Source organism: Clostridium sp. Marseille-Q2269, assembly GCF_943736985.1.
Classification (GTDB): domain Bacteria; phylum Bacillota; class Clostridia; order Clostridiales; family Clostridiaceae; genus Clostridium_F.
Window position 1 is genome coordinate 16,354 of sequence record NZ_CALSFS010000019.1, and the last position, 23,192, is coordinate 39,545.

The window sequence follows — 23,192 nt, forward strand, 5'->3', positions numbered from 1 at the left end:
CTTGTGGCGTTCAAATAGGTTAATGGGACAGGAGGTAGTAAAGTATATAATTATAAATATGCTTTATTACCTCATTTCAATTATTTGGGAGGAGTACCGATGTTTAAAAAATCAATTTATAATATATTAATAAAAGAATCTCATGGTAAAACTTTAATATTTAATACATATTCTACAGCCTTAGGAGTGCTGAATTTGGATTTAAAAGATTTATATAATAATATAGAATCAGAATATGATAAAAATAATAAAGATATAATCTTTTTAAAAGAGAATGGATTTATTGTAGATCATAATATTGATGAATTTAAACGTTTATGTGTTGAAGAGAGAGTTAACAGGTTTGATGATTCCATTCTAAATCTTACAATAGCTCCCACAATGTCCTGTAATATGATATGTTCTTATTGTTATGAGGCTAAAAGTAATCAATTTATGAATAATAATGTTATTCATAAATTGATTACTTTTATAAATAAAAAAATTATTAAAAATAATTTAAAAGAAATTAATTTAGTTTGGTATGGCGGAGAACCTTTACTTTGTATAGAATTGTTAAAAAAAATATCCTGTAAAATAATTCTTTTATGTAATAAATATAATATAAAATATTCTTCTTCAATTGTTACTAATGGAGTATTACTGGATGTAAATACAGCTAAAATATTAAAACATCAATGTAAGATTAATCATGTCCAGATTACTATTGATGGATTAAGAATTATGCATAATAAAAGAAGAAGATTAAAAAATAATGAAGATAGTTTTAATATTATTATTAAAAATATTAATGATATTAATGATATTCTTAATATTATAATTAGAGTGAATATAGATAAAAAAAACATAATGGAAATGCATAAGTTAATTGATTACTTAATAGATTATACAAACTTAGGAAATAAGGTTAAAATAAATTTTCATCCAATAGTAGTTAAAAATACTGACTTTTGTAATGTAGAAGAAAAACATTGCATTAATGCTAAAGAATTTGATAATATTGAGGCTACTTTAATTAATAAATTGTATAATAAAGGAGCTATAGACTCAATATATAAATTAGATCCTATGCATAATTCTGTGTTCTGTACAGCTGTATGTAATAATTCCTTTGTTATAGATCCAGAAGGTTTTTTATATGCATGTTGGGATTTCATAGGAATTAAAGAAAAAAGAATTGGTAGTATTTTTGATGATGAAATATCAATAAATAGTGAACGCTGTAAATGGCTTTTATTGGATATTCCTCAACAATGTTCAACCTGTAATTTAGTACCTATGTGTAAGGGGGGCTGCCCTTCTGCTAGATTATATAATAATAAACCCTGTTGTGATCCTAGAGTTATGAGTTTAAAAGAAAAATTACATATTTCTTATGATAATTTTAAAAACACCTTAAGCAGTAGCTATAATGAATAATGCATTATTAAAGAATAAAAATTTTATACTCTTAATTTTAGGAAATTTCACATCACTATTAGGAACACAAGCTTTAGAATTTTCTTTATGTCTTTATGTTTTAAAAATAACTGGATCTGCTGCTAAATTTGCATCAGTATTAGCTATTTCTATTATTCCCACATTGATATTAACTCCAATTTCTGGGGTATTAGTAGACTGGAGTGATAGGAAAAAATTAATAGTTACATTAGATTTTATAAATTTTCTTATATTGGGAGGATATTATTTATATTTTTATGCAAATAATTCTTTAAATATTTCTAGTATTTATTTACTTGTGATAATTCTTTCAATAATATCAGCAATGTTTAATCCAGCTATAAGCACAATAATTCCATGTATTATTGAAGAAGAATTTTTAATAAGTGCCAATGGATTTAATAACATATTTAGAAGCATGGCTAGTTTTATTGCGCCTTTGATAGCAGGTTATTTATTTGGCATGTATGGGATTTCAATAATTTTAATATTAAACTCTATTTGCTTTCTTATATCTTCTATAAGTGAAGTATTTATTAATATTCCTAAAAATTATATTCATAAGGAAATTACTACAAACCAATTTATAAAAGATTTTAAAGAAGGTTTTATATTTTTAAAAAATAAATCAATATTGTTTAATATTGCTATCCTTGCATTAGTTATAAATTTTGTATATAATCCAATAGTCTCAATTGGATTCAATTATATGGGTAAAATAAATTTATCTGTATCAGATTCTCAGTTAGGAATATTAAACTCAATATCAATCTTATCCATATTTTTAGCACCAATACTTTGCAATATCTTATCTAAGAAATTTAAATTAGATAAAATATTATTCTTAGAGATATGTTGTATAGGCATATTATTTTTTATATTATCTATAGTTAATAGTACTTTCTATATTAAGTTATTTAAATCTAATTTTATTCCATATATAAATTTAATAATAATCAGCTCTTTATTATCAATTGTATCATCTACTGGAAACTTAGCCCTTACTACAATTTATCAAAAGGAAACGCCTATAAATTTATTAGGCCGGGTTAATTGTGTTTTTAATATGTTTGGAACCATTGCTGTTCCCCTAGGACAAATTATTTTTGGATTACTTTTTGATAATTTTTCTACATCTATATGTTTGCTTATTGCCGTTATAATATTGGTTTTAACAATATTATTATTGAAAAATTTTTTTCAAAATGATTTAGAATATAATAAAATTTCTTAGTACATTTCATTTATTAACTATTAATTAGTGCATATGAAAGTATTAGTTTGAAAAGCTCCCACAATATAATGTGAGAGCTTTTTTTTATTCTTCTATTTCAATTTCCTCTGTATCTGTGGTTATAATTCTAGCAGCTCTTAAGCTTGTAAGATCTCCATTTTTAGTTTGAAATATGTTCTCATCTACTATAGCTTTACCACAACTTTTTATTTCCTCTTCTGTTACATCTTCTTTAACCTTTGGAATTCTTAGGGTTGAACTAGTATTTTCTGCAGTTCTAAACACTAAATTTAGATACTTCTTCGTACTCATATTTTACAGCTCCTTTCCTTTTATTATTTTAATAATGCATAGTTTTCTAATACTGTGGTTTCTGATATACCCTCTGGCATTAATGGCTCTATGGAATCTACCACTGTCATAAGAGCCTCTGGTTCTGCATCAAACTTTACATTTTTGTAGGTAGATTTCTTTATGATATTCTTTCCTTTCTCATCTAGTCCATCCTCATAAGATATAGCTAGACTTCTTTCTAAAAGATTTTTGCTTGCTGCCATAATATTACCTCCTTATTTTTAATTTTCATTTCACCTATATATATGATTAAAGAAGGGGTGTAGCAGATAATTTTTAAATTTTAACTTATCTTTCCTAGAATTTATTCTTTTACAATAAAAAAAGAAAGATCCTAAATAAGACCTTTCTTTTTGTGATTTGTAGCTAGTTATGATCCTTTAGTATAGTTATTAAAAGCTTTAATTAAATCATCTAGCTTTTTTTCAACTCTAACTAAAAGATATACACTAATGGCTATGGGAAATCCTAAATTACTTATAAGATTTACTATGTTGTCATACATTTTCCCACCACCCTAAGTAGAGAATTAATTGTAAATAGGAAAAATTAAATATATTATATGATATAAATGCTTTTTATAAATTTTTATGTTTTGTAAAATATTTTCCTTATATGAAATGTAAAATCATTTATATCTCTACTCATTTTTATATATGCCCTTTTAAAGCATTTTGTAGTTTTTTTATTATTTTATCCTTTTCATATCATTTAAATGAGAAACTAAAAAATATACTTCTTCTAGTAGGTAAAGTTGCTAGAAATTAACCTAATAATACAAGTATTAATATGGATAAATCTGAATTATATAAATTAATTAGAAATATATTTTAAAAATATATTATTATAGATAAAATTATAACAAATAGAACCTAGTGTAGCTAAAAGAACTACAAATGAAACTCCAGGTACACCTGCTATACCTTTGGAAGTAACCATTAATACAATCATTAGATCTATTTGGGTAAGCAATGGTAAGTGAATTCCGTATAGTTGTGCAATAAAAAGTGCAGCTATAGACTCATATAAAGTAGATCCATCTAAATTAAATGAGTATCCTGTAGGTATAACAAATGAAGCTATTGATTTTGGACATCCAAATCTATTCATTTTTTCTATGAGCTTTGGTAGAACCACTTCAGAACTAGCAGTACTAAAAGAGAGAACTAATTCATCTTTTAAAATTTTAAAAAATAGAAATATATTTATATGAATTATTTTAGCTATTAATCCTAATATAACAATTACAAAAAATATCATAGCTCCATAAGTAGTTATAGCTAATTTAGCAAGTGGAATAAGTGCTGTAAGACCGAACTTAGATACTGTTATACCAATTAATGCAAATACACTAAAAGGAGCAATTTTCATTACTTGATTAGTTATCCAAAACATTGATTGAGAAATTCCTTAAAAAAAAGATATGACTGGTTTTCCGGCTTCTCCAATTACTCCAATTCCTAAACCAAACATAATTGAGAAGAAGATAATTGAAAGCATGCCTTCATTGGCTAATTAATGGAATATATTGGTTGGAACAATATTTGTAAATACGTTGGCTAGGCTATGATTCTGAACACTTGAGGCAGTATTTATATAACTTGAAATATTCGTTTTTACAAGTGAATTCATGTTTATACCAGTTCCTGGATGAAATAAATTACCTATTATTAAACCAATACAAATTGCAATAGTGGTAACAAATTCGAAGTATATAAGTGTTTTACCTCCAAGTTTTCCAACTTTTTTTATATCGCCTACATTTGATATACCTACAATTAATGAAGGTATAGAAGAAGCCAAAAGTCCAAGAAGTACAATAAGAATCCACCAGCTAAGCTGGTGGTATTTTTATGACCTTGTAAAGATAATTTATACCATTAGTTTCAGTGAATTAATGACTAACTAATATTAATAACATCAAATCTATAATGGGCTATTCATCCATTAATTTCAATAATATCAATATATTAATAATAATTATTATTAAATGAATATTGTTAATATATTGACATTGTTAAAAGAAAGTAATTATAATTATAATAAAAAATAAAATTAATAATATTCTAAACATTTGAAATAATGCTAATAAATATTTATTAATGAATGGGAATTGTAAAAATTAATATATTCTCTAAAACAAATAAAAGTGAAGTTATTATTATAGTATGTTTTTTCAATAATTTTATATGGGAGGATGAATTTATAATGAATAAAACTGTTTATACTACAACTGAATATAAACCAATAATTAAAATAGATATTAACGTAGACCTAGAAAAAATTAATAAGAAAATTATAGCATTAGATTTAAGCCCCAAAACTTTTAATCAAGGAGGTAAAGAATACAATATTACAGGAAATTGGGGTAATTGGAAAATAATATCTACATATGATAAAAGAATAATAGTTAAATGTCCAATTGAATCAGGTATATTAAGTTTTGATAATAATACTTATAAATTTTCACATGGAGACTATATTAATATATCAGTTAAACCAGGTGATTTTAATAAAGATCAAATAAACTATGCTGTAATAAATTTTGGTATTCATTATTTTTCTTTTACAGTTGGAGTAGGTAATATTCTTAAACATGAAATTATGAATAGTACAATAATTTCCTTATTTAAAGATTGGTTCAATAATAATTTAGATAAAATAAAAGGTGTATTAAACCCTTTATTTATTGAAAAAGTTAATGAGGAAATTATATTTTTAAATTTAACCTCGGAAACTTTTAATCAAGAAGATCAAAGATGCAATATTACAGGAAACTGGGATAATTGGCAAATATTATATGTATATGATACAAAAATAATGGTTAAATGTCCAATTGAATCAGGTATATTAAGTTTTGATAATGATACTTATAAATTTTCACATGGAGATTATATTAATATATCAGTTAAACCAGAAGATCTTAATGAAGATCAAATGAATAATGCTGTAATAGATTTTGGTGCTCATTATTTTTCTTTCATAGCTGGATCAGAAAATATTCTTGAACATGAAATGATCAATATTTATGCACTTAACTTATTTAAATGTTGGTTTAATAATAATTTAAATCAAATTAGACGTGCATTAAAATCTTTATTTGGAAATTAAACTAACCCTGTAAATAAAATTTTTAGTAATATTCATATAATAAAGGAATTTAATTTGAAGAAACTATAACACAGTATGAAATAATTGTAAACTACAAGGGGTGATATTTTGGAAAATAAAATTATAGATTTTAAAAACATCAAATTAATTAAAAATAACAACTTAAAAAAACAATATAAAAATCAAGCAAATATGATTGATGATATGAATTGGATTATTAAAGCTTTAGAAATAGGGATAATTGATAAGCTAGATATTATATTTAAATATGATAATAAAATGCATTACTATGGTACAAGTAATGATAAAACTAAAAATGAAATTAAACAAGAATTATTAAATAACATTAGGAATTTACACTCTAAAGCAATAATAGAATATTGTGATAGAGAGTTAAAAATGAAGCGCATGGCAACAACAATGCTAGGGGAAACAGTCTATACACTAAAAGACATAGAACATAACCAAGGAATAAAAGTAACAAAACTTAGAACTGATATAAAGAATGGAATACTTGTACCAGCTGGGAAACAACTTGGAAATTATTATATAATACAAAGTGAATTAGATAAGTATTTAAAGATAGTTAAGAAGAAAATTGAAGTTTCTGAGGAACAAATAAATGAAATGAAACATGCTTTAGGTCTTAACCATGAAAAGAAACCTTATAGAAATAAATTTTATTGTAGCTCAAATGATGAAAAGTGGGATGATTTGGTTAATAAAGGTTTGGCTGAAAAAGGTTCTGATTGTGAAGAAAATAGATGTTATTTTTTAGTAAGTAAATTAGGTGTTGCTTTTATACTTGGAAGATCTATAAGTATAAAGAGATACAACGATTTATAATCATTATATTAATAATATTAACATTTATTGTAATATGATAAATGAAATAAAAACAATCTTACAATAAATTTGTATATTTTATATTTATTAGTAAATGGGAGTTGTAAAAGTTAGCGTATCCTGTAAAATAGCTATTATTCTATATAGTGTACTTTTTTCACAATATGAGACAGGAGTATAAAATTATGGAAATTAATTTAATAAACTATATAATAGATAAGGAACTTGAATTAATACCCGTATTATACATACTAGGTAAAATGTTAAAGGATATTAATAAAATAAAGGATTGGACAATCCCTTGGATTTTATTAGTAATTTCAATAATAGTTTCAATGATTATTAGTGGTTTAAAAATGGAATCAATAATACAAGGAGTATTATGTACTGGAGCTGCAGTTTATACAAATCAATTAATAAAACAAAATACAAAAAAGAAAAAATCAGAACAAATGTAAAATAAATAGATATCCTTAATTTCTTAATTAGTACTTTTTAACCCTTTTTAATAAAATTGATAAACTAGAAAATTCATATATACAAAATTAAAATTATAATAATTAGATGATATAAATTTTATAAAAGATAACTTATAAAAAGTAAGATTAAAAATATATTATTTTTAATCTTACTTTTTATATTAGAGAATTCCTAATTAAAATATATTGAATTATTATAAAATATTTTAAATAATACTCAGTATAATACAATGATAAACAATAATTTTTATCTAAAAAAGACTTTATAAATTTATATTATGACAATATGTTAACAAAACTATAAAGAATCTATTTATACTAATGCTAATATGTTATAATTTAGCTCAAATATATGACAAAATTTATGTAAAACGAAGGGGATGATCTTATGCAATTGGCTACTGATATAAGTACATATTATTTGCAGAATATAGTTAAAAATTTAACCACAGTAGAAATTTCTATAAATAATGTACTTTACAATATTGGACAAGCAGAAAAACATATAAGCATGCTCCATGAAAAGGATGATGGATTTATAACTATAGCTGTAAAAAAACAGGATAAATGGATACAGCATCATTATTCAAAGGATGAATTAAAAGATAATATAGGTAAAATACTCAATACAGATGGAATAAATATATATTTAAGTGCCAATTCCTTTTATAAACCTTTTAGACGTATTGAAAATATAAGAAAATTAAATTCATTATACATAGATTTAGATTACTATTCTTTAGAAAATTTTAAAAATTTAAACCCAGAGCAGATAATATGGCAACTAGAACAGGATTATTTTAAAAATAAAGTTCCACCGGCAAACTTTATAGTATTAACAGGTAGAGGAATAGCTATATATTGGTTAATTGAACCTGTTCCCTATAAGGCTCTACCCCTTTGGAATACAATACAAAAGCATTTTCTAAAAGAACTTAAAGATATAGGAGCAGATGAAAAATCTATAGATAGTTCAAGGGTTATGAGGCTAGCTGGATCTATAAATCAAAAAAGTGGTAAAAATGTGGATATTATAGTTTATAATAAAGATAGATATATATTAAGGGAAATACAAGAAAACTATCTTCCAGTATTAACGCCTTATGTTAAAAATCCACATTGTAAACACAAGGGGAGAAAATCAAAACTAGTTAACCTTTTAACAGTATATAGTCTTCATTATGGAAGACTTAGAGATATAGTAGCTCTTCAAAAAATTAGACAAGGCTATTGTAGAAATGAAAATGGTTCTTTAGTTAAATCTGGCCAAAGGGAATTTATGTGTTTTTTATATAGATATTGGAGCTGTTGTTATGAGGCTAATAAAGAAAAAGCTCTCCAAAACACACTAGAATTTAATAATGGATTCAAAGTACCTTTAGATTATAGAGAACTAGAAAGGGCAACAAAGTCTGCTGAAAAAGCCTATAATGCTTGGATTAAAGATAGACCCAGTGGTACATATAAACGTGCAGGATATAATTATAAAAATGAAACTTTAATAGAAAAGCTTAATATATTGGATAAAGAAATGAAAACTCTTGAAATCATAATAAGTAAAAAAGAAATTAGAAGAAGAGATAATGAGAAAAATAAAATAAGACAAAAAGCTAAAAGAAGAAATGAAAAGGGGGTAACTAAAAGACAGCAGGAAAAACTAAATAAAGAGAATAAAATAAAACAATTAATAAATAAAGGTTTTAATAAAGCAGAAGTAGCAAGAGAATTAAATTTAAATAAAAGCACAATAATTAGATCTTATGGCCATTTATTTTTATGAGTTGCATGAAACGTTCGTATTATATTATGGGGCTTTAGCCTGGGTCTCCCTTTTTAATTTTTAAGTTTTTTTATTTAGGGTTTTTATTATAATTTTAATACTTAATCAAGAAATTAAGAGTATAACTAAGGGAAAACTATAGTGGTACAATATAACAGGGAAAATACATTAAAATAATTCTAAATGGGAGATAATTTTATAAAATATTATGGGGCTTTAGTTTAAATATATTTTTTGATATAGTATTATTTATAGCTAATACTATTCTATAAAAGGGTGGTGTAGATTATGAATTTAACTAGTAATGAGAAAGTCTTTGAATTTATATCCTTTTGTATAGAAAATTTTAAGGTTAAATTTAAAATGAAAGGAAAGGATGTAGCAAATTTATTTTTCCAAAGTGGAGTTACTGATTTTTTAATAGATAGCTATGATTTACTTCATACTCAGGGTAAGGATTATATTTTATCTGAAATAGAAATATATTTAAAGAATAGAGGTTATAAGTTATGATACTTTATCATGGAAGTAATGTAATAGTAGAGGATCCTAAAATTATGAAATCTACTAGAACTTTAGATTTTGGATATGGTTTTTATACTACTACAAGCTATGATCAATCAGTAAAATGGGCTAAAATAAAAAGTAAAAGAGAAAATGTAAAGATGGGAATTATAAGTGTATATGAAATACATGAGAATGTATTTCATGAAGATACATTAAATATTAAAGAATTTAATGGGGCTAGCAAAAGTTGGCTTCAATTTGTTTTAGATAATAGAATGAAGGAAGGATATACTCATAATTATGATATAGTAAAAGGATCTGTGGCAGATGATAGAGTGTATGCCTGTTTAAATGCTTTTGAAAACAAATTTATGGATTTTAATACGGCTATTAAAGAACTTAGGACTTATAAATTAAGTGACCAAATTTCCTTTCATACAAAAGAATCTTTAAAGTATTTAAATTTTATAAGATATGAGGAGGTATAATATGACACTACCTAAAATAACTCAAGATAATGTACACATATTTATTCCATTAAAAGCTTCAAAAGTGTCACAAAGATTTGCTAAAAATCATGGTATATCTCAAAAGCAGGCTTTATTAGAGTTTTATAATTCAAAAACTTATGCAGCTCTAGAAGAAGAAGATACAAAATTATGGTATGAAGGTATTAATTATTTGTATGATGAATTAGAGCGTGAAAAAAATATATGATAACAGTTTAAACTTAAAATCTTTTAAAAAGCTCCCACAATAGTGAGAGCTTTTATTTATTCTTCTATTTCAATTTCTTCTGTATCTGTAGTTATAATTCTAGCAGCTTTTAAGTTTGTAAGATCTCCATTTTTAGTTTGGAATATGTTTTCATCCACTATAGCTTTTCCACAAATAGTTATTATCTTTTAGTATAGTTGTTAAAAGCTTTAATTAAATCATCTATCTTTTTTCGACTCTAACTAAAAGATATACACTAATGGCTATGGGAAATCCTAAATTATCATACATTTTTCCACCACCCTAAGTAGAGAATTAATTTTAAATAGGAAAAATTAAATATATTATATAAATGCTTTTTATAAATTTTTATGTTTTGTAAAATATTTTCCTTATATGAAATGTAAAATCATTTATATCTCTACTCATTTTTATATATGCCCTTTTAAAGCATTTTGTAGTTTTTTTATTATTTTATCCTTTTCATATCTTATATGGTTATAGCTTTTATTGCTATTCTCAGCCATTATCTGCAAAGTTTTATCTTTAAGGTAAAAATCCGCTATTATAATTCTTTCCTCTTTATTTAGCCTGTCTAAAGCCTTATATAGCTCTTTTGTTTTTTCATAGGCTAATATTTCATCTTCTATAGTGAATTCATAAGGGTATATATCCTTTTCCTCTGGTATTTCTCTATGATGTTTTATTTCCCCTTTTAAAAGGGCTCTATAGTTTTGCTTTATAGCTTTAATACAATAAAATTTAAAGCTATCTCCATTACCCCTATACATATTAACTGCCTTTATAACTGATAAATATCCATGTTGAACTAAATCCTCATAATCGTAGCATTTTATTTTATATTTAGATACTTCTTTTAATATTATAGGTATGAATATTTCTATAATATCTTTTAAAATATATGTTTCTCCCTGCCTGTACCTTTTAACAAGTTGATACATTAAGTTATCACCATCCTAAAGTGTATTTACCAATATTATACATGTAATATATAGAAAATGAAAGGAAAGAAAGGTATTCATATTACTAGATTTAATTAACTTTGTTCAGTAAGTTGAAATTCTTGGTAAATAGTAAAGAGAGGAAATTTTATTGAATTGTCTATATATTTTTTATGGTTGAAGATAATTTAATAATAAAATGATTTAGATATAATCTTTTGATAGTAAAATTATATATAGAATTAAAAGGCCAGGCTTTCATAGTAAAAAATAAAGTTAAAATTAAAGGATTTATAGTAAAACTATAATTAAAAAATATATAAAAAAGCTTGTAGATTATATTGAATGTTTTTAATAAAAGGGAGTAAATGATAGTGAAAAAACTACTGCTAAAACACAGTAGTAGTTTTATATTGTTTTATAACTATAGTTTTAATAGTTTTACGGAAGGCTGTAGACTAGTAATATGAAGGCTTTCAAATTTTAAAGATTAAATGTAACTTAATGATAGTAAAAAAATTAAAAGGCAACCTTTTGATAGTGAAGTTAAAAAACTGGGTATATCAAAGTAATAGATTGATTGAAGCCTCTTATACTTTAACTGTAATAGAGCAAAAATTAATTAGACTTTTAGCTAGTATGATAAAAAAAGATGATACTGATTTTAAAGAATATAAATTTAAAACCAAGGATTTAATAAAAATACTGATTTGATTATTGATTATGAATAATTAAAAGAAAGTCGAAAGGTAATATACATAAAATTTTACATAAAATCAATATTAGATGAAGAAATAACAAGCCTTCAAGCAAAACAGATATATGATGTAGCAAAGGGAAAGTTGTATAAACTATACAGAAATGGGTGATATTATGTATATTACAAGTTTAAATGATAAAGAGATAAATTTCAATAATTTAGAGAAAAAAATATATATAGGACTACTTAAGGACAGTAGTTGTTTTATATGTTTTAATAACTATTGTTTTAAGTGATTTGAACATGCCTCTAAGTTAGTCATATCAATGGTTTAAAATTTCAAATATGACTTTTTCGTACCTAAGTATGACTTTTACGTACTGAAAAGTGGATTTAATATGACTTCTCCGTACCTAATCATGACTTTTACGTACCGAAATTTGATTTAAATATGACCTTTTCGTACCTAAATATGACTACAACATACTTATTGACATAATAATCTTTCATTAGTAACATATTCTTATGGGGTGGTTGTATGGATAAAAATTATTTAGTAACTAAATCAAATTATTTTATTATGAATTGTAATTATGATTTAAGCTTAGAGGAACAAAAAATCATATTAACTTTAGCTAGTATGGTTCAACCTAATGATGAGGAATTTAAGCCTTATTTATTTAAGATAGCTGATTTCATGAAATTATTAGGAATTGAAACTAAAACTAAATATACTGAAATACCTAAAATAACTAAAGAGCTAATGAAAAAAGTTTTTGAAATCCAAGAGGGAAATAAAATAATTCAAACTGCATGGGTAAGTGGTGTTATTTATGAAAAAGGTACAGGGATGGTAACCCTTAAGTTTAATCCAGATTTGAAGCCTTATATGCTTCAATTAAAAGAAAAATTTACTCAATACCAATTAGCTAATATTTTAAGTATGAAAAGTAAATATTCTCCTCGTATATATGAAATTTTAAAATGTAATAAATTTAAGAAACAAGGATATATTGACATTGAAATTGAAGAATTAAGAAAACTTTTAAAGGCAGAAAAAATTTATACTTTGTATGCTGATTTTAAAAGAAAAATAATATTACAGGCACAAAAAGAACTTAAGGAAAAAACTGATATAAGTTTTGAATTTGAGGAAATAAAAACAGGAAGAAAAGTAACTTCTATTAAATTTTTAATTAAGTCAAATCAGGATAATAAAGCTAAAAAAGAAAGAGTTCTATCTTTAGAAGAAGATAAGGATTTTAATTACATAAACGAAGTAAAATCAATACTTCATGAAGAAATAACTAGCCTTCAAGCTAAACAAATATATGACGCTGCAGGGGGAAATATTGATTTAATAAAAGAAAAATATAACAGTGCTGAGTTTAATAGAAAGCCTATAAAAAATATAGTAGGATGGCTTATAAAAGCTGTTTTAATTAATTATGATAAGCCTATAGAAAAAATTAAAAAAGTAGATAGATTTAATGAATTTCCCCAAAGAAGTTATAACTTTGAAAAGCTGGAAAGTCAATTATTAGGATGGAAAGAGTAAAAGGAGAGTATTATGGAAGATAAAGAATTTAAAAAAAGAGATTTAGATGAAATAAATTTTAATAACGGTGCATTAACTGATAAAAGTAAAATTCCATTTTTAATATTTGATTTTATTGAAGATCCTTATACCATGATATATTTAAAATTTGTAGAAAAAGTAAATGAAAAGCATTTAATGATATTAAAATTAATATTAAGAAAATTAGATAAAAAGAAATTAACTATTGATTTAAATATTGATCCCATAGTTAATGATATTAACTTATTAATGTCCATTCGTATGGAAATTTTAACAGGAATAGATTATATGAAGGATATAAACTTTAAAAAACAAAGCAATCTTATATTTATAGAATCCATAGAGAGTAATGGAGATACTTATAGATTTAAAATATCAAAAGATTTTTATAAGGCTATAACAAAATATTTTGTTATATAAAATATTTTTAACTTTTTTCTATTCAATTTAAAACAGATATTTAATAATAAATAGTTACAAAGGTGTTATTTTAAAGTAACACCTTTGTAACTATTTTACTATTTGTGGAAATTTTCACGGATAAGAACATATTTATATTGCTATGTTTTAAAGGTGTTTTTTCAAAATATAAAAAGTGCTGTAAAAAGGACGGGGGGGGGGTGAACTAACGTATTAAATTGATAAAGCATTAAATGAATACATTAATTATATTACATATTGTGTTTTAAATTATAGGTAATAAAAATAATATCTGCAGCATATCCATTATTTTACATATTTATACTATACACAAGTTTTAAGTATAAGGTGTGTATGATATAATATAAATATGATTTAATTAATGGACTTTAATGTGATTTTAATGTTTTCTAATTTTTAGGAGTGAATTTTATGAAAGACCACAATGAAATGGGAATCAGTTTACAACTATTTGAAGATATAAAAAATATTATATCAAAAAATTCTAAAATAAATAAAGCAGTTATTTTTGGATCCCGTGCTAGAGGAGATTATAAAAAAACTTCTGATATAGATATTTGTATATATGGTAAGGACATACAAAACATAGAGATAAATCTTTTAGAAGATAGCCTTAAGGAAATTGATACACCCCTTGATTTTGACATAGTATATTTTTATAAAATATCTAAAGAGGGCCTTAAAAACAATATAGAAAAGGATGGTATTTTAATATATGCTAGAAAATAGATTAGAAGAAAGACTAGAGGATTTTAAAAAAGCTTTTAAAAAATTGAAAGAAAGCACTGACTTGAAAGTAGAAAATGATATTGTTAAGGAAACTCCTACTAACGTAGGAGTAAGTGATTCGCACCAAATTAAAAATTTGGGCTCTCTACTTATAGATGGTGTTATTCAAAGATTTGAATTTACCTTTGAACAAAGCTGGAAGCTTATGAAGCTTTATCTAGAATACGAAGGTATAGAAGAAGCTAAAAGTCCAAGAAGTACAATAAGAGCAGCATTTAAATATGGAATTATAGAAGATGGGGATCCATGGATAAATATGATGATAGATAGAAACAAAACTTCCCATGTATATGATGAAAGTACAGCTATAGAAATATATAATAGTATAAAATCAAATCATGTTAATCTTTTAGAAAAATTATTAAATAAAATGGAAGAGATTTTATAATTTAAACATAACTTTTTAATAGTGAAAAATATAATTAAAGTACAAAAGCTACTACTAAACCACAGTAGTAATCTTATTATTATAAAAGCTAATTAAATAATATAGTTACCAAGGTGTTACTTTATAATTTTAAAGTAACACCTTTAAAATTATAGGTAAAATTTAAAACTTTCAACGGAAAGCCAGTTGTTCATATAACTAGGTTATATGGATATTTTTTTTAAAACAAAAAATGCCCAAGACAAGTATTTTAAGGTTGAATTTTATTATATTAGTACATTAAAGCGAAGACTTAAAATTAAATTTAAGGCTAGAAAGGGTTTATTTAATTCTAATAAAGAGGTGCTTTAAACTGTATATGGATTTTTATGTCTTACATATTTAGTTATCCATTTATTTTTAAACTTTTATATAAAATCCTCATATTCCCTAAATTTTAAAATTCGTTACTTATGGAAATATATGTTATTTATTTCCAGGTGAATAGTAAAGATTTTTGGATAAAAAATAAGCTATTTCCAGGTTTATTCCATTATTTGGGATACACACATCATACACATGTTGTAAGTATAATATGTGTATGATATAATATAAATATAATGAAAAAAATAAATTAATACACATAACATGTGTATATTATACACACAACGTGTGCAGGAGGTAATATTATGATATTAGGTGTAGATGTAGGATATTCCCATACAAAAGTTTACGGAAAAGATTTAGAATTTAGTTTTAAATCCACCATAGAAGAGGAAGTATTAGACATATCTAATAGTATTAAAGTAGAGTATAATGGCAAAAACTATACCATAGGAGAAAATAATGGACTTTATGCTACGGATATAAATAAAATACATTCTCTTAATTTTAAATTATGTCTTTATACTGCCATAGCAAAGGCTATGAAAAATGATAATGTAGATGATATTAAATTAGTTACAGGCCTTCCAGCCCAATATTATCAAAGTCAAAAGGATGAATTGATTAGTGAATTAAAAAATAAAAAGGTTACATTATCTTTAAATGAAACTCCAAAAAGATTTACTATAACAGATGTTATTGTATTTCCACAATCTGCAGGAATACTTCTTTTAGAACCAAATAAATTAAATGGAGATACCTGTGTTATAGATATTGGTGGCTTTACTGTAGATATAAGTTACTTTAATAATAAAAAGCTTAGAAAGTTAGATACTTTAGAGCTAGGTATGAATGTTATGGGAAATACTTTAGTTCAAAAGATAAAAAGTGAATATGGAGTAAGTTATGATCTTCTTAAAGTGGATGATATATTAGACAGTAAAAGTATAGTACGTAACAATGAATCAATTAACATAGAAAATTTAATAGATGACGTATTAGAAAAACATACAAATTTAGTAATTAATAGATTAAAAGGTATCCAGGAATATAATATAAGTAAACATATTTATGTGGGGGGAGGAGCTTTAAGGCTTTCTAAATATTTAAAACAGGATTTAGATAAAGATACTATATATATTAATTCAAAGGCCTTTTATAAGATAGGAGTGGAAAAGTTTGGCGAGAATTAGAAAAAATATTAGTATTGATGAAGAGGTGTTTGAAAGGGCTCAAATTAAGTGCGAAAAAATGTTCTCTGGTAATTTTTCAATGTATCTTACATACTTAATTAATAAGGACACTGAAAATATAGAAATACCAAAGGATGAAAAAAATCTTAAAGAATCTGAAAGAGCCATAGATCTGGATGTAAAAAGTGAAGTAGATAATATTTTGAATCTGTAAATGTATATATACCATAATAGATATTAAGAATATATATAAATTTAACGGATATATGTATTTTTCTTAGATAATTTTGAGTATATAAATAAAAGTCATAGAATACCTACATTCATTTTTACTAGGATATTCTATGGCTTTTTTATTAAATTCCCAAAAGCTTTTCTTCAAGCTTTTTAAAATCATAGGTTCTTTGCTCAAAATCATTAAAGGTGTCCTTTTTAGGGCTAGGAATATTTTCTGGGTAATCATCCATTAAAGCACTTAACATAAAGCCTACAATGCTGTTTATTTCATATTTTTTAGATATTTCATATTTTTCCTTAATTAATGAAATATCCCCCTTAGCCATATTATATATTTTAATTATATCAGAAGTCCTTATGTCCTCATGAAATATGTCCTTAACCTTTTTTATGTAATCTTTCTCTACTGAAGATTTATCATCTATAGAATTATCCTCTAAAGATATTGCCATTTCATCTAATATTTCATCTTTTTTATTTTTAGTTATATAAAATTTTATACCTGTTACTTTCCGGCCTACTTTAATTTCTTCAAAATCAAAACTTATATCAGTTTTTTCTTTAAGTTCCTTTTCAGAAACTAATAGAACTCTTTTCTTTAGATCATAGAATCTAGGATATTGCTCCTTATCTAATCCTATAGCATTTTTAAATTCATCCATATCCATTATTCTAATTTTTAATTTTTCATATTGCTTTAATAATTCATAAACCCTTATGCTGTATTCACTATTTAAATTGGAAATATTTTTAAGTCTGTATTTAGTATATTGTTGTAATTGTAGATAATATTTTTTTAATCTTGGAGCAAAGCAAAAAGCCATTTTACCTTCTTTATCAAAATACTTTATACTGGCAAACCAGGTACTTTGTAGATCTCCATCAGGCTCATGAATAGTTACTCTTTTACTTAAAAGCATGGAACTTTTTCTTTTTAATCTAGAATAAAGAGCTGTGTTCTTACTTAAATTAATATTCATTAATTTTGCAAATTCATTAACGGATAGGTAATAATCTTTAAATTCTTCATCCTTTGGATTTACCATAGATGAAATTGCTAATATAATCTTTTGCTCTCCTAAATTTAATTTATAACTGGCGTTAATAAGATTATTATGCTTGCATACCAATGCAGTTTCTTTATTGTATCCCTTTCCCATTTTAAACACCTCATAATATATATTATATGTTTAACGTCTATGTTGTCAATGTCGTTTTATATGCATTCAATCTGTCGTTGTTATAAAATTTAATTTTAATATTTTAAACATTCAAATTGTCGTTATTAGCATTCAATATGTCGTCTTTTAACATTCAGATTGTCGTCTAAAGCATTCAATGTGTCGTGCTTAACATTCAAATTGTCGTCATTAGCATTCAATATGTCGTTTTTCAAATGCTACAGCCCCTGAAAACACTGGCTTTCAAATAACGGAAAACAAGTATAAAACAAGATTAAAACAAGTATAAAACATCCACAACAAAGGATGGTTGTTGTTATAGTACATAAAATTTATATATAAACTTCTATAAAAAATTATGTTTATAGATCATTAAAATGGGTACCTCTTTAAAATTAATGATTTTAATATATTCTATGATATATAGAAATTTAACATTAAAGGAATATTTAATATACCCCTTTTTTATTTTTTACTAGGTAAATATTACAAGAATGTCCTTAATAATGTACACTTTAACATAATAATTGTTTACTAGTAATTACTATTTATATATTGACATTATTCTAAAAAAGTATTTATAATTATAATACAAGATAATAATCAGAATATTATAAATATTAACAATAACCATTTATTTCAATGTAATAAATGAAATAAAAACAATCTTTTCATAAGCTTGTATAATTTATGAATATCCTTATTAAGTTAATTTAGCATAAATGAAAAAATATCATTACTCTACATGACAGACTATTCTTTTTTATGACAAGTGTAAAATTACATTTAGCTCATTAATTCTTACTAGTTAATTCCTAATTTCTTAGTTGTGATTCAGATATAATTTTAGTAGTATTCCCTGTTGTATAATAGAACCTTTCTTTTTAGATTCTAGAGCTGATGTAGCCTTTTATAATAAAGTTGGTAGTGATAGAATTGCTAACTCAATAGTTAAAGGAATTACAGGACAAGCAGTTAGCAAATAAGTAAATATGACAGAGGAGGTGATTATATATTGGAAGAGCAAATATTAAAAATAATAGCATCTCAAGGAGCATTTGCAATATTATTTTCTTATTTATTATTTTATGTATTAAGAGAAAATAGCAAAAGAGAAGAAAAATATCAACAAAATCTAGAAAAATTTTCAGAATGTATGAAAAAAATTGAAAATGATATAGAGCATATAGAAGAAATTGTGGATAAGCACACAGGATAAATTTTAATTATTTAAGTTTAGACCTTTATATTGATTAAATAATTATTATTTAATTGAATCTTTATAATTAATATCTATATAAAAATATTAAAAAGGAGTGATTTATAATATGGACACAAAAGGTTGGGATGTTATTTTTGCTTGTTCTGTGGATGTAGCTAATAAACAGTTATCAAAGCATATGCAACAAGCAAATCTTGTTTTTACCTACGAAGATGATAATATAAGTATAACAGGAACATTTGGGATATGGGAAATTATCACAGGTGGTTCTGCAAAGTTGTTGCATTTTCAGACACCAATAACACAAGGAACAATTCATATAAAAAAAACTAATGCAGATCTAGATATATCAGGCATTTGCCCTATTATGGAACTTCAATTAGACTTTATTCAAAACTCCTCTTTACCAAATATGAGAAATTTACAATTTAATTTTAAAGAAACAGGATTGGCACCTGGAGATACAAAAAGTGGTGCTGTTACTGTGGTTAATCCAGATACCACTGGTAAAATCTCTTCAAATATTATTGAAGTAGGATTAGTCCATAACTATTTACCAAAAATATTTATTAATAATAAAGATAAGTTATCTTATGCTTTTGCTGAAATAAATTTAGTTCCCCCCTCATCATCAAGTTGGCTGGCACCTAAAAAATTTGATTATATGTATGGGGCATCGGAGACAGGTAAAGATGTAATATGTATCTTAGCAGTAACAAAAGATAGAGATATTTCACAGTTGCCACATAGTATAGATGGAAATTTACTTGATAAACAACATGATATGTTTGTTTTAATATCTGATGGTATGTTTTTAGAAAATATGGTTTTACCTATGCTTCCATCCGCTTACGGAAACGGAGCCACAGCAAGTAATTTTATATATGTTCCAAAATCAAATACATCCGGTAGCATTAAGAATAAAGGAAATCTTAGTTGCCCATCCGTTAAAGTAGGTCTTATTAATTATTATCCTAAAATAACATCTTTAACAATTAATATAGAAAACAATAAGCTTGTTAGCTCTGCAAATGGGGAGTTCGATATTACAGGACTATTAGATGCTTATGTTACTTTTTCTACAACGGTAAAAAATGAATTACAATATGATACACAATCTAATACAATAAAATTTTTAAAAGATACTAATCCATCAAACGATTATGATAAACATGTACCTTGGTATGATTATCTATTTGCAGCTATTGGAGGAGGAATCATTGCACTGGTTGTGGATGTTGCAACTTCAGTAATCACAGATGCTATATCTAAATCTGTGGCAAATGAGCAATACGGAACTGCCAATGAAAAACTAACGTCTTCAGCCCCCATAGTTGTTAAATGGAATGGTGTAAATGATTTTTTAATTCAAGATTGTGGATTAAGCCAATCTTTTTATGCTCGTGGTAATTTTAATCTTTAAGAAAATAATACCTCTTCTTCAAGAAAAATAACAATTCCTGAACTTGGAGGAAGTATAGAAGTAGTATCCTATTATGATGAACCCATTAATATGGGTTATCACAGGGATGGAAGGGTAGAGATAGGTGATTCATCTCATGTAAGAATAACACTGGCTTATATTAGTTGGGATGATTATAACATAGCACATATAGGATATATAGAATCCTCAATAACGTTACACACATCTTCACATGAGGGTATTCTACAAATGAATTCAACTGATGGTAAAATACAAATAACTTTAAAAAGAGAGTAATATATTACAATACTAAAACTTGTATCAGAAATACAATATATTAAAATATTCTAAAATTAAATATGGTATTTCTGTTCATTATAAACTTATTTTAAAGGTTACTATAATTATCTATATTCAAAAATAATTTATTTTTATTAAGGAGGAATTTATATGAATAATGTTAATAATGTTCAATTTGATTTGTTTGGTTGGGATACAGTTCAAGGTATTTCTTTCTCTGAGGTCAATAGAGCAATTGAAACTCTAGGTTCAACGCCAAAGGATTTTGATTACAAATTTTACAAGAATAATGATCCAAAAACTAATGATTTAAGAAGATCTATTAATGGAGAATGGTCTCCTTGGAAACTCACACTTAGTGGTGATGGTAAAATCTTATCACTTCAATGTCCAATTAAATCTGGAAGTTTTTATATGAAAACTGTTGATGGAGGTATTAACCTTGATTTTGCCAATGGGGATTATGTAAATATAGAAGTTAGACTAGAATATATTAATAGTTCTCAAATAACTCATCAAGATCCAACATCAAAACCTAATACAGGACAGCAAAAAGATCTTATAGTAAAAAATACCAGTGATGATCAACATGTTAATGCAGTAAGTATAACTGGTTATAACTTCTCTTCTTTCACAGATGAAAATTCATATGGGGACTCATTAATAGCTAAGAGTACATGTAAAGGTTCATTTGAAAGTTGGTTTAATAATAAAGAAAATTTAGAAAAATTTAAGCATGTTTTTGCAACTATCAGTGTAAATACAACAGCAAATAAAGGTCAATTTCAATGGTTGAAGCCAACAGATGTTAGTTATGCAGTATCAACTGCAGAAGATCTTGATAAAAGTATATTTGGTATTTTGTGTATGACAGAAAATCGTACTGCTTCTCAGTATCATGAAATTGATCACCGATTGCTTGAAAATATAAATGGAAATTCCGCATTTGGAATTCAATCAGATCGATTTTTAGAAAAGTGGATTTTACCAGGTTTATTAGCAATGCTTCCAGGAACTACACCAGATGATTATGAGTTGGATGGATTATCTTACACAAATAAAAATCAAATAAGATGGGGTACTTTTAAAAATGAAGATGGAGATACTGTACCAGCAACTATTGATAGTAAAAAATTAATGCTTGGACTTTATGGTAATAATATTAGATTCGATGTAGTGGATCTTAGGTGGGAAGCCAGAGATGGAATAACTGTCCATGTTAATTATACTGAATCGTATAAATTGGAATTAAAGAGCGGAATAGATAAAAATGGGAAACCTTATAAAAACATTGTGACAGCCACACCAGTTTATGATAAGCCAGTGCTTACTATGTCCTATACTGTTTCAGATGCATTAAAATACAAAGAGTTATTTACTTCAATTGGTGTTGCAATAGTAGGAGCCATTGTTGGAGGAGCTATTGGAGGTCTAGCTGATGGTATAGGTGCAGCAGTGTCAAAAAGTATAGGTGAAGTTGCTGGTGCTGGTGAAAGAGCTACAGTAGAATTAACAGAATTTGTTACTCCTGAGGCTATAAGTATAGGGGAAAGAACTGCTATTGATCAAGGTTTAGAAGGAGAGATAACTGCAATTGATGATTTAATTGAACAGGGTGCAACTAGTACTGAAATGCTAAATGCAATTGCCACCAAACCAACTAGTTTTTGGCAAAGCTTAGTTAATAATAAATGGAAAACTTTAGGTTCTATTATAGGGGGAGTTGTTGGTGCAGCTGCTGGATCTACTTGGCAAATCATTGATTCTTTGGCACAAGAGAATTTCTCAGATTTACCAACTTTAGATGAATTTACTGCCAATTGTGTTGAAACTGTTAAGTGGCCAGATAATAGTGGATTTGAACTACAGTCTGTTTCTCTAAGCGATGGAGGATTTAGACTTGGTGGTAAATTGACAAAAACCTCCGAATAAAAAATTATATTGTC

26 protein-coding genes and 2 pseudogenes are annotated in these 23,192 nt (G+C 25.4%); 20 read left to right on the forward strand and 8 right to left on the reverse strand.

The features are described from left to right. Positions 1-99: 99 nt before the first annotated feature. Both NGI68_RS15850 and NGI68_RS15855 read left to right on the forward strand, forming a co-directional pair. Positions 100-1,419 carry a radical SAM/SPASM domain-containing protein gene (locus tag NGI68_RS15850; protein WP_251862415.1) on the forward strand — a complete coding sequence of 440 codons (1,320 nt, stop codon included), beginning with the start codon at positions 100-102 and terminating at the stop codon, positions 1,417-1,419. Continuing rightward, a complete protein-coding gene (locus NGI68_RS15855; RefSeq protein ID WP_251862416.1) occupies positions 1,412-2,674 on the forward strand; it encodes an MFS transporter in 1,263 nt (420 codons plus the stop codon). The genes NGI68_RS15850 and NGI68_RS15855 overlap by 8 nt, the downstream gene beginning before the upstream one ends. Before the next feature lie 84 nt (positions 2,675-2,758). On the opposite strand, the gene NGI68_RS15860 is transcribed toward NGI68_RS15855, so the two are convergent. From NGI68_RS15860 to NGI68_RS15875, 4 genes and pseudogenes are all read right to left on the reverse strand, one after another. Beyond that, positions 2,759-2,986, reverse strand: coding sequence for a DUF2922 domain-containing protein (locus NGI68_RS15860; RefSeq protein ID WP_251862417.1), 228 nt, complete (start codon positions 2,984-2,986; stop codon positions 2,759-2,761). Between the two features lie 23 nt (positions 2,987-3,009). Then, entirely contained in the window at positions 3,010-3,231 is a 222-nt protein-coding gene (locus NGI68_RS15865) for a DUF1659 domain-containing protein (RefSeq protein ID WP_251862418.1), read from the reverse strand. Between the two features lie 167 nt (positions 3,232-3,398). Further along, complete coding sequence (locus NGI68_RS15870) at positions 3,399-3,533, reverse strand: YvrJ family protein (RefSeq protein ID WP_251862419.1); 135 nt, start codon at positions 3,531-3,533, stop codon at positions 3,399-3,401. A 359-nt stretch (positions 3,534-3,892) separates the two neighbouring features. Further along, a pseudogene (locus NGI68_RS15875) lies at positions 3,893-4,813 on the reverse strand (cation:dicarboxylate symporter family transporter); the annotation flags it as partial. Positions 4,814-5,236: 423 nt separating this feature from the next. Here NGI68_RS15875 and NGI68_RS15880 point away from each other — a divergent pair. From NGI68_RS15880 to NGI68_RS15910, 7 genes are all read left to right on the forward strand, one after another. Continuing rightward, entirely contained in the window at positions 5,237-6,139 is a 903-nt protein-coding gene (locus NGI68_RS15880; RefSeq protein WP_251862420.1) for a hypothetical protein, read from the forward strand. 108 nt (positions 6,140-6,247) lie between these two features. Next, positions 6,248-6,985, forward strand: coding sequence for a hypothetical protein (locus NGI68_RS15885; protein WP_251862421.1), 738 nt, complete (start codon positions 6,248-6,250; stop codon positions 6,983-6,985). A gap of 185 nt (positions 6,986-7,170) precedes the next feature. Next, positions 7,171-7,443 (forward strand): phage holin family protein, encoded by a 273-nt coding sequence (locus tag NGI68_RS15890; RefSeq protein ID WP_251862422.1) that lies wholly within the window; start codon positions 7,171-7,173, stop codon positions 7,441-7,443. Between the two features lie 409 nt (positions 7,444-7,852). Then, positions 7,853-9,244, forward strand: a complete 1,392-nt coding sequence (locus tag NGI68_RS15895) for a DNA-binding response regulator (protein ID WP_251862423.1) — start codon at positions 7,853-7,855, stop codon at positions 9,242-9,244. Between the two features lie 288 nt (positions 9,245-9,532). Then, the gene (locus tag NGI68_RS15900; protein WP_251862424.1) at positions 9,533-9,757 is read left to right on the forward strand and encodes a DUF3791 domain-containing protein; all 225 of its coding nucleotides are present in this window, start codon (positions 9,533-9,535) and stop codon (positions 9,755-9,757) included. After that, the gene (locus NGI68_RS15905; protein WP_251862425.1) at positions 9,754-10,239 is read left to right on the forward strand and encodes a DUF3990 domain-containing protein; all 486 of its coding nucleotides are present in this window, start codon (positions 9,754-9,756) and stop codon (positions 10,237-10,239) included. The genes NGI68_RS15900 and NGI68_RS15905 overlap by 4 nt, the downstream gene beginning before the upstream one ends. A gap of 1 nt (position 10,240) precedes the next feature. Beyond that, positions 10,241-10,468: a hypothetical protein gene (locus tag NGI68_RS15910; protein ID WP_251862426.1), complete on the forward strand. Its 228-nt coding sequence runs from the start codon at positions 10,241-10,243 to the stop codon at positions 10,466-10,468. A 56-nt stretch (positions 10,469-10,524) separates the two neighbouring features. Here the strand turns inward: NGI68_RS15910 and NGI68_RS15915 are convergent. The 3 genes and pseudogenes from NGI68_RS15915 to NGI68_RS15920 all read right to left on the reverse strand — a co-directional run. Further along, positions 10,525-10,641 (reverse strand): annotated as a pseudogene (locus NGI68_RS15915) (DUF2922 family protein); the annotation flags it as partial. Positions 10,642-10,690: 49 nt separating this feature from the next. After that, complete coding sequence (locus NGI68_RS17170; protein ID WP_353505414.1) at positions 10,691-10,759, reverse strand: YvrJ family protein; 69 nt, start codon at positions 10,757-10,759, stop codon at positions 10,691-10,693. A 140-nt stretch (positions 10,760-10,899) separates the two neighbouring features. Next, the gene (locus NGI68_RS15920; protein WP_251862428.1) at positions 10,900-11,430 is read right to left on the reverse strand and encodes a sigma-70 family RNA polymerase sigma factor; all 531 of its coding nucleotides are present in this window, start codon (positions 11,428-11,430) and stop codon (positions 10,900-10,902) included. 504 nt (positions 11,431-11,934) lie between these two features. On the opposite strand from NGI68_RS15920, the gene NGI68_RS15925 reads away from it, so the two are divergent. The 7 genes from NGI68_RS15925 (at position 11,935) to NGI68_RS15955 (ending at position 17,097) form a co-directional block, all read left to right on the forward strand. After that, the gene (locus NGI68_RS15925; RefSeq protein ID WP_251862429.1) at positions 11,935-12,144 is read left to right on the forward strand and encodes a replication initiation protein; all 210 of its coding nucleotides are present in this window, start codon (positions 11,935-11,937) and stop codon (positions 12,142-12,144) included. Positions 12,145-12,668: 524 nt separating this feature from the next. Further along, the gene (locus NGI68_RS15930) at positions 12,669-13,688 is read left to right on the forward strand and encodes a replication initiation protein (protein ID WP_251862430.1); all 1,020 of its coding nucleotides are present in this window, start codon (positions 12,669-12,671) and stop codon (positions 13,686-13,688) included. A gap of 12 nt (positions 13,689-13,700) precedes the next feature. Further along, positions 13,701-14,129 carry a hypothetical protein gene (locus NGI68_RS15935; protein WP_251862431.1) on the forward strand — a complete coding sequence of 143 codons (429 nt, stop codon included), beginning with the start codon at positions 13,701-13,703 and terminating at the stop codon, positions 14,127-14,129. A 432-nt stretch (positions 14,130-14,561) separates the two neighbouring features. Further along, complete coding sequence (locus tag NGI68_RS15940) at positions 14,562-14,879, forward strand: nucleotidyltransferase domain-containing protein (RefSeq protein WP_251862432.1); 318 nt, start codon at positions 14,562-14,564, stop codon at positions 14,877-14,879. Further along, a complete protein-coding gene (locus NGI68_RS15945) occupies positions 14,866-15,327 on the forward strand; it encodes a nucleotidyltransferase substrate binding protein (RefSeq protein ID WP_251862433.1) in 462 nt (153 codons plus the stop codon). The genes NGI68_RS15940 and NGI68_RS15945 overlap by 14 nt, the downstream gene beginning before the upstream one ends. Positions 15,328-15,995: 668 nt before the next feature. Continuing rightward, positions 15,996-16,883 carry a ParM/StbA family protein gene (locus tag NGI68_RS15950; RefSeq protein ID WP_251862434.1) on the forward strand — a complete coding sequence of 296 codons (888 nt, stop codon included), beginning with the start codon at positions 15,996-15,998 and terminating at the stop codon, positions 16,881-16,883. Next, on the forward strand, positions 16,870-17,097 hold the full coding sequence (locus NGI68_RS15955) for a hypothetical protein (RefSeq protein WP_251862435.1): 228 nt from the start codon (positions 16,870-16,872) through the stop codon (positions 17,095-17,097). Before NGI68_RS15950 ends, NGI68_RS15955 begins: the two co-directional genes overlap by 14 nt. Before the next feature lie 142 nt (positions 17,098-17,239). On the opposite strand, the gene NGI68_RS15960 is transcribed toward NGI68_RS15955, so the two are convergent. Then, positions 17,240-18,280, reverse strand: coding sequence for a replication initiation protein (locus tag NGI68_RS15960; RefSeq protein WP_251862436.1), 1,041 nt, complete (start codon positions 18,278-18,280; stop codon positions 17,240-17,242). A gap of 1,036 nt (positions 18,281-19,316) precedes the next feature. Between NGI68_RS15960 and NGI68_RS15965 the strand changes: the two genes are divergently transcribed. The 4 genes from NGI68_RS15965 (at position 19,317) to NGI68_RS15980 (ending at position 23,178) form a co-directional block, all read left to right on the forward strand. Then, on the forward strand, positions 19,317-19,520 hold the full coding sequence (locus NGI68_RS15965) for a BhlA/UviB family holin-like peptide (RefSeq protein ID WP_251862437.1): 204 nt from the start codon (positions 19,317-19,319) through the stop codon (positions 19,518-19,520). Positions 19,521-19,629: 109 nt separating this feature from the next. Further along, a complete protein-coding gene (locus NGI68_RS15970) occupies positions 19,630-20,946 on the forward strand; it encodes a TULIP family P47-like protein (RefSeq protein ID WP_251862438.1) in 1,317 nt (438 codons plus the stop codon). A gap of 90 nt (positions 20,947-21,036) precedes the next feature. Beyond that, positions 21,037-21,243: a hypothetical protein gene (locus tag NGI68_RS15975; protein ID WP_251862439.1), complete on the forward strand. Its 207-nt coding sequence runs from the start codon at positions 21,037-21,039 to the stop codon at positions 21,241-21,243. A gap of 153 nt (positions 21,244-21,396) precedes the next feature. Further along, positions 21,397-23,178 (forward strand): TULIP family P47-like protein, encoded by a 1,782-nt coding sequence (locus NGI68_RS15980; protein ID WP_251862440.1) that lies wholly within the window; start codon positions 21,397-21,399, stop codon positions 23,176-23,178. The last annotated feature ends 14 nt before the right edge of the window (positions 23,179-23,192 follow it).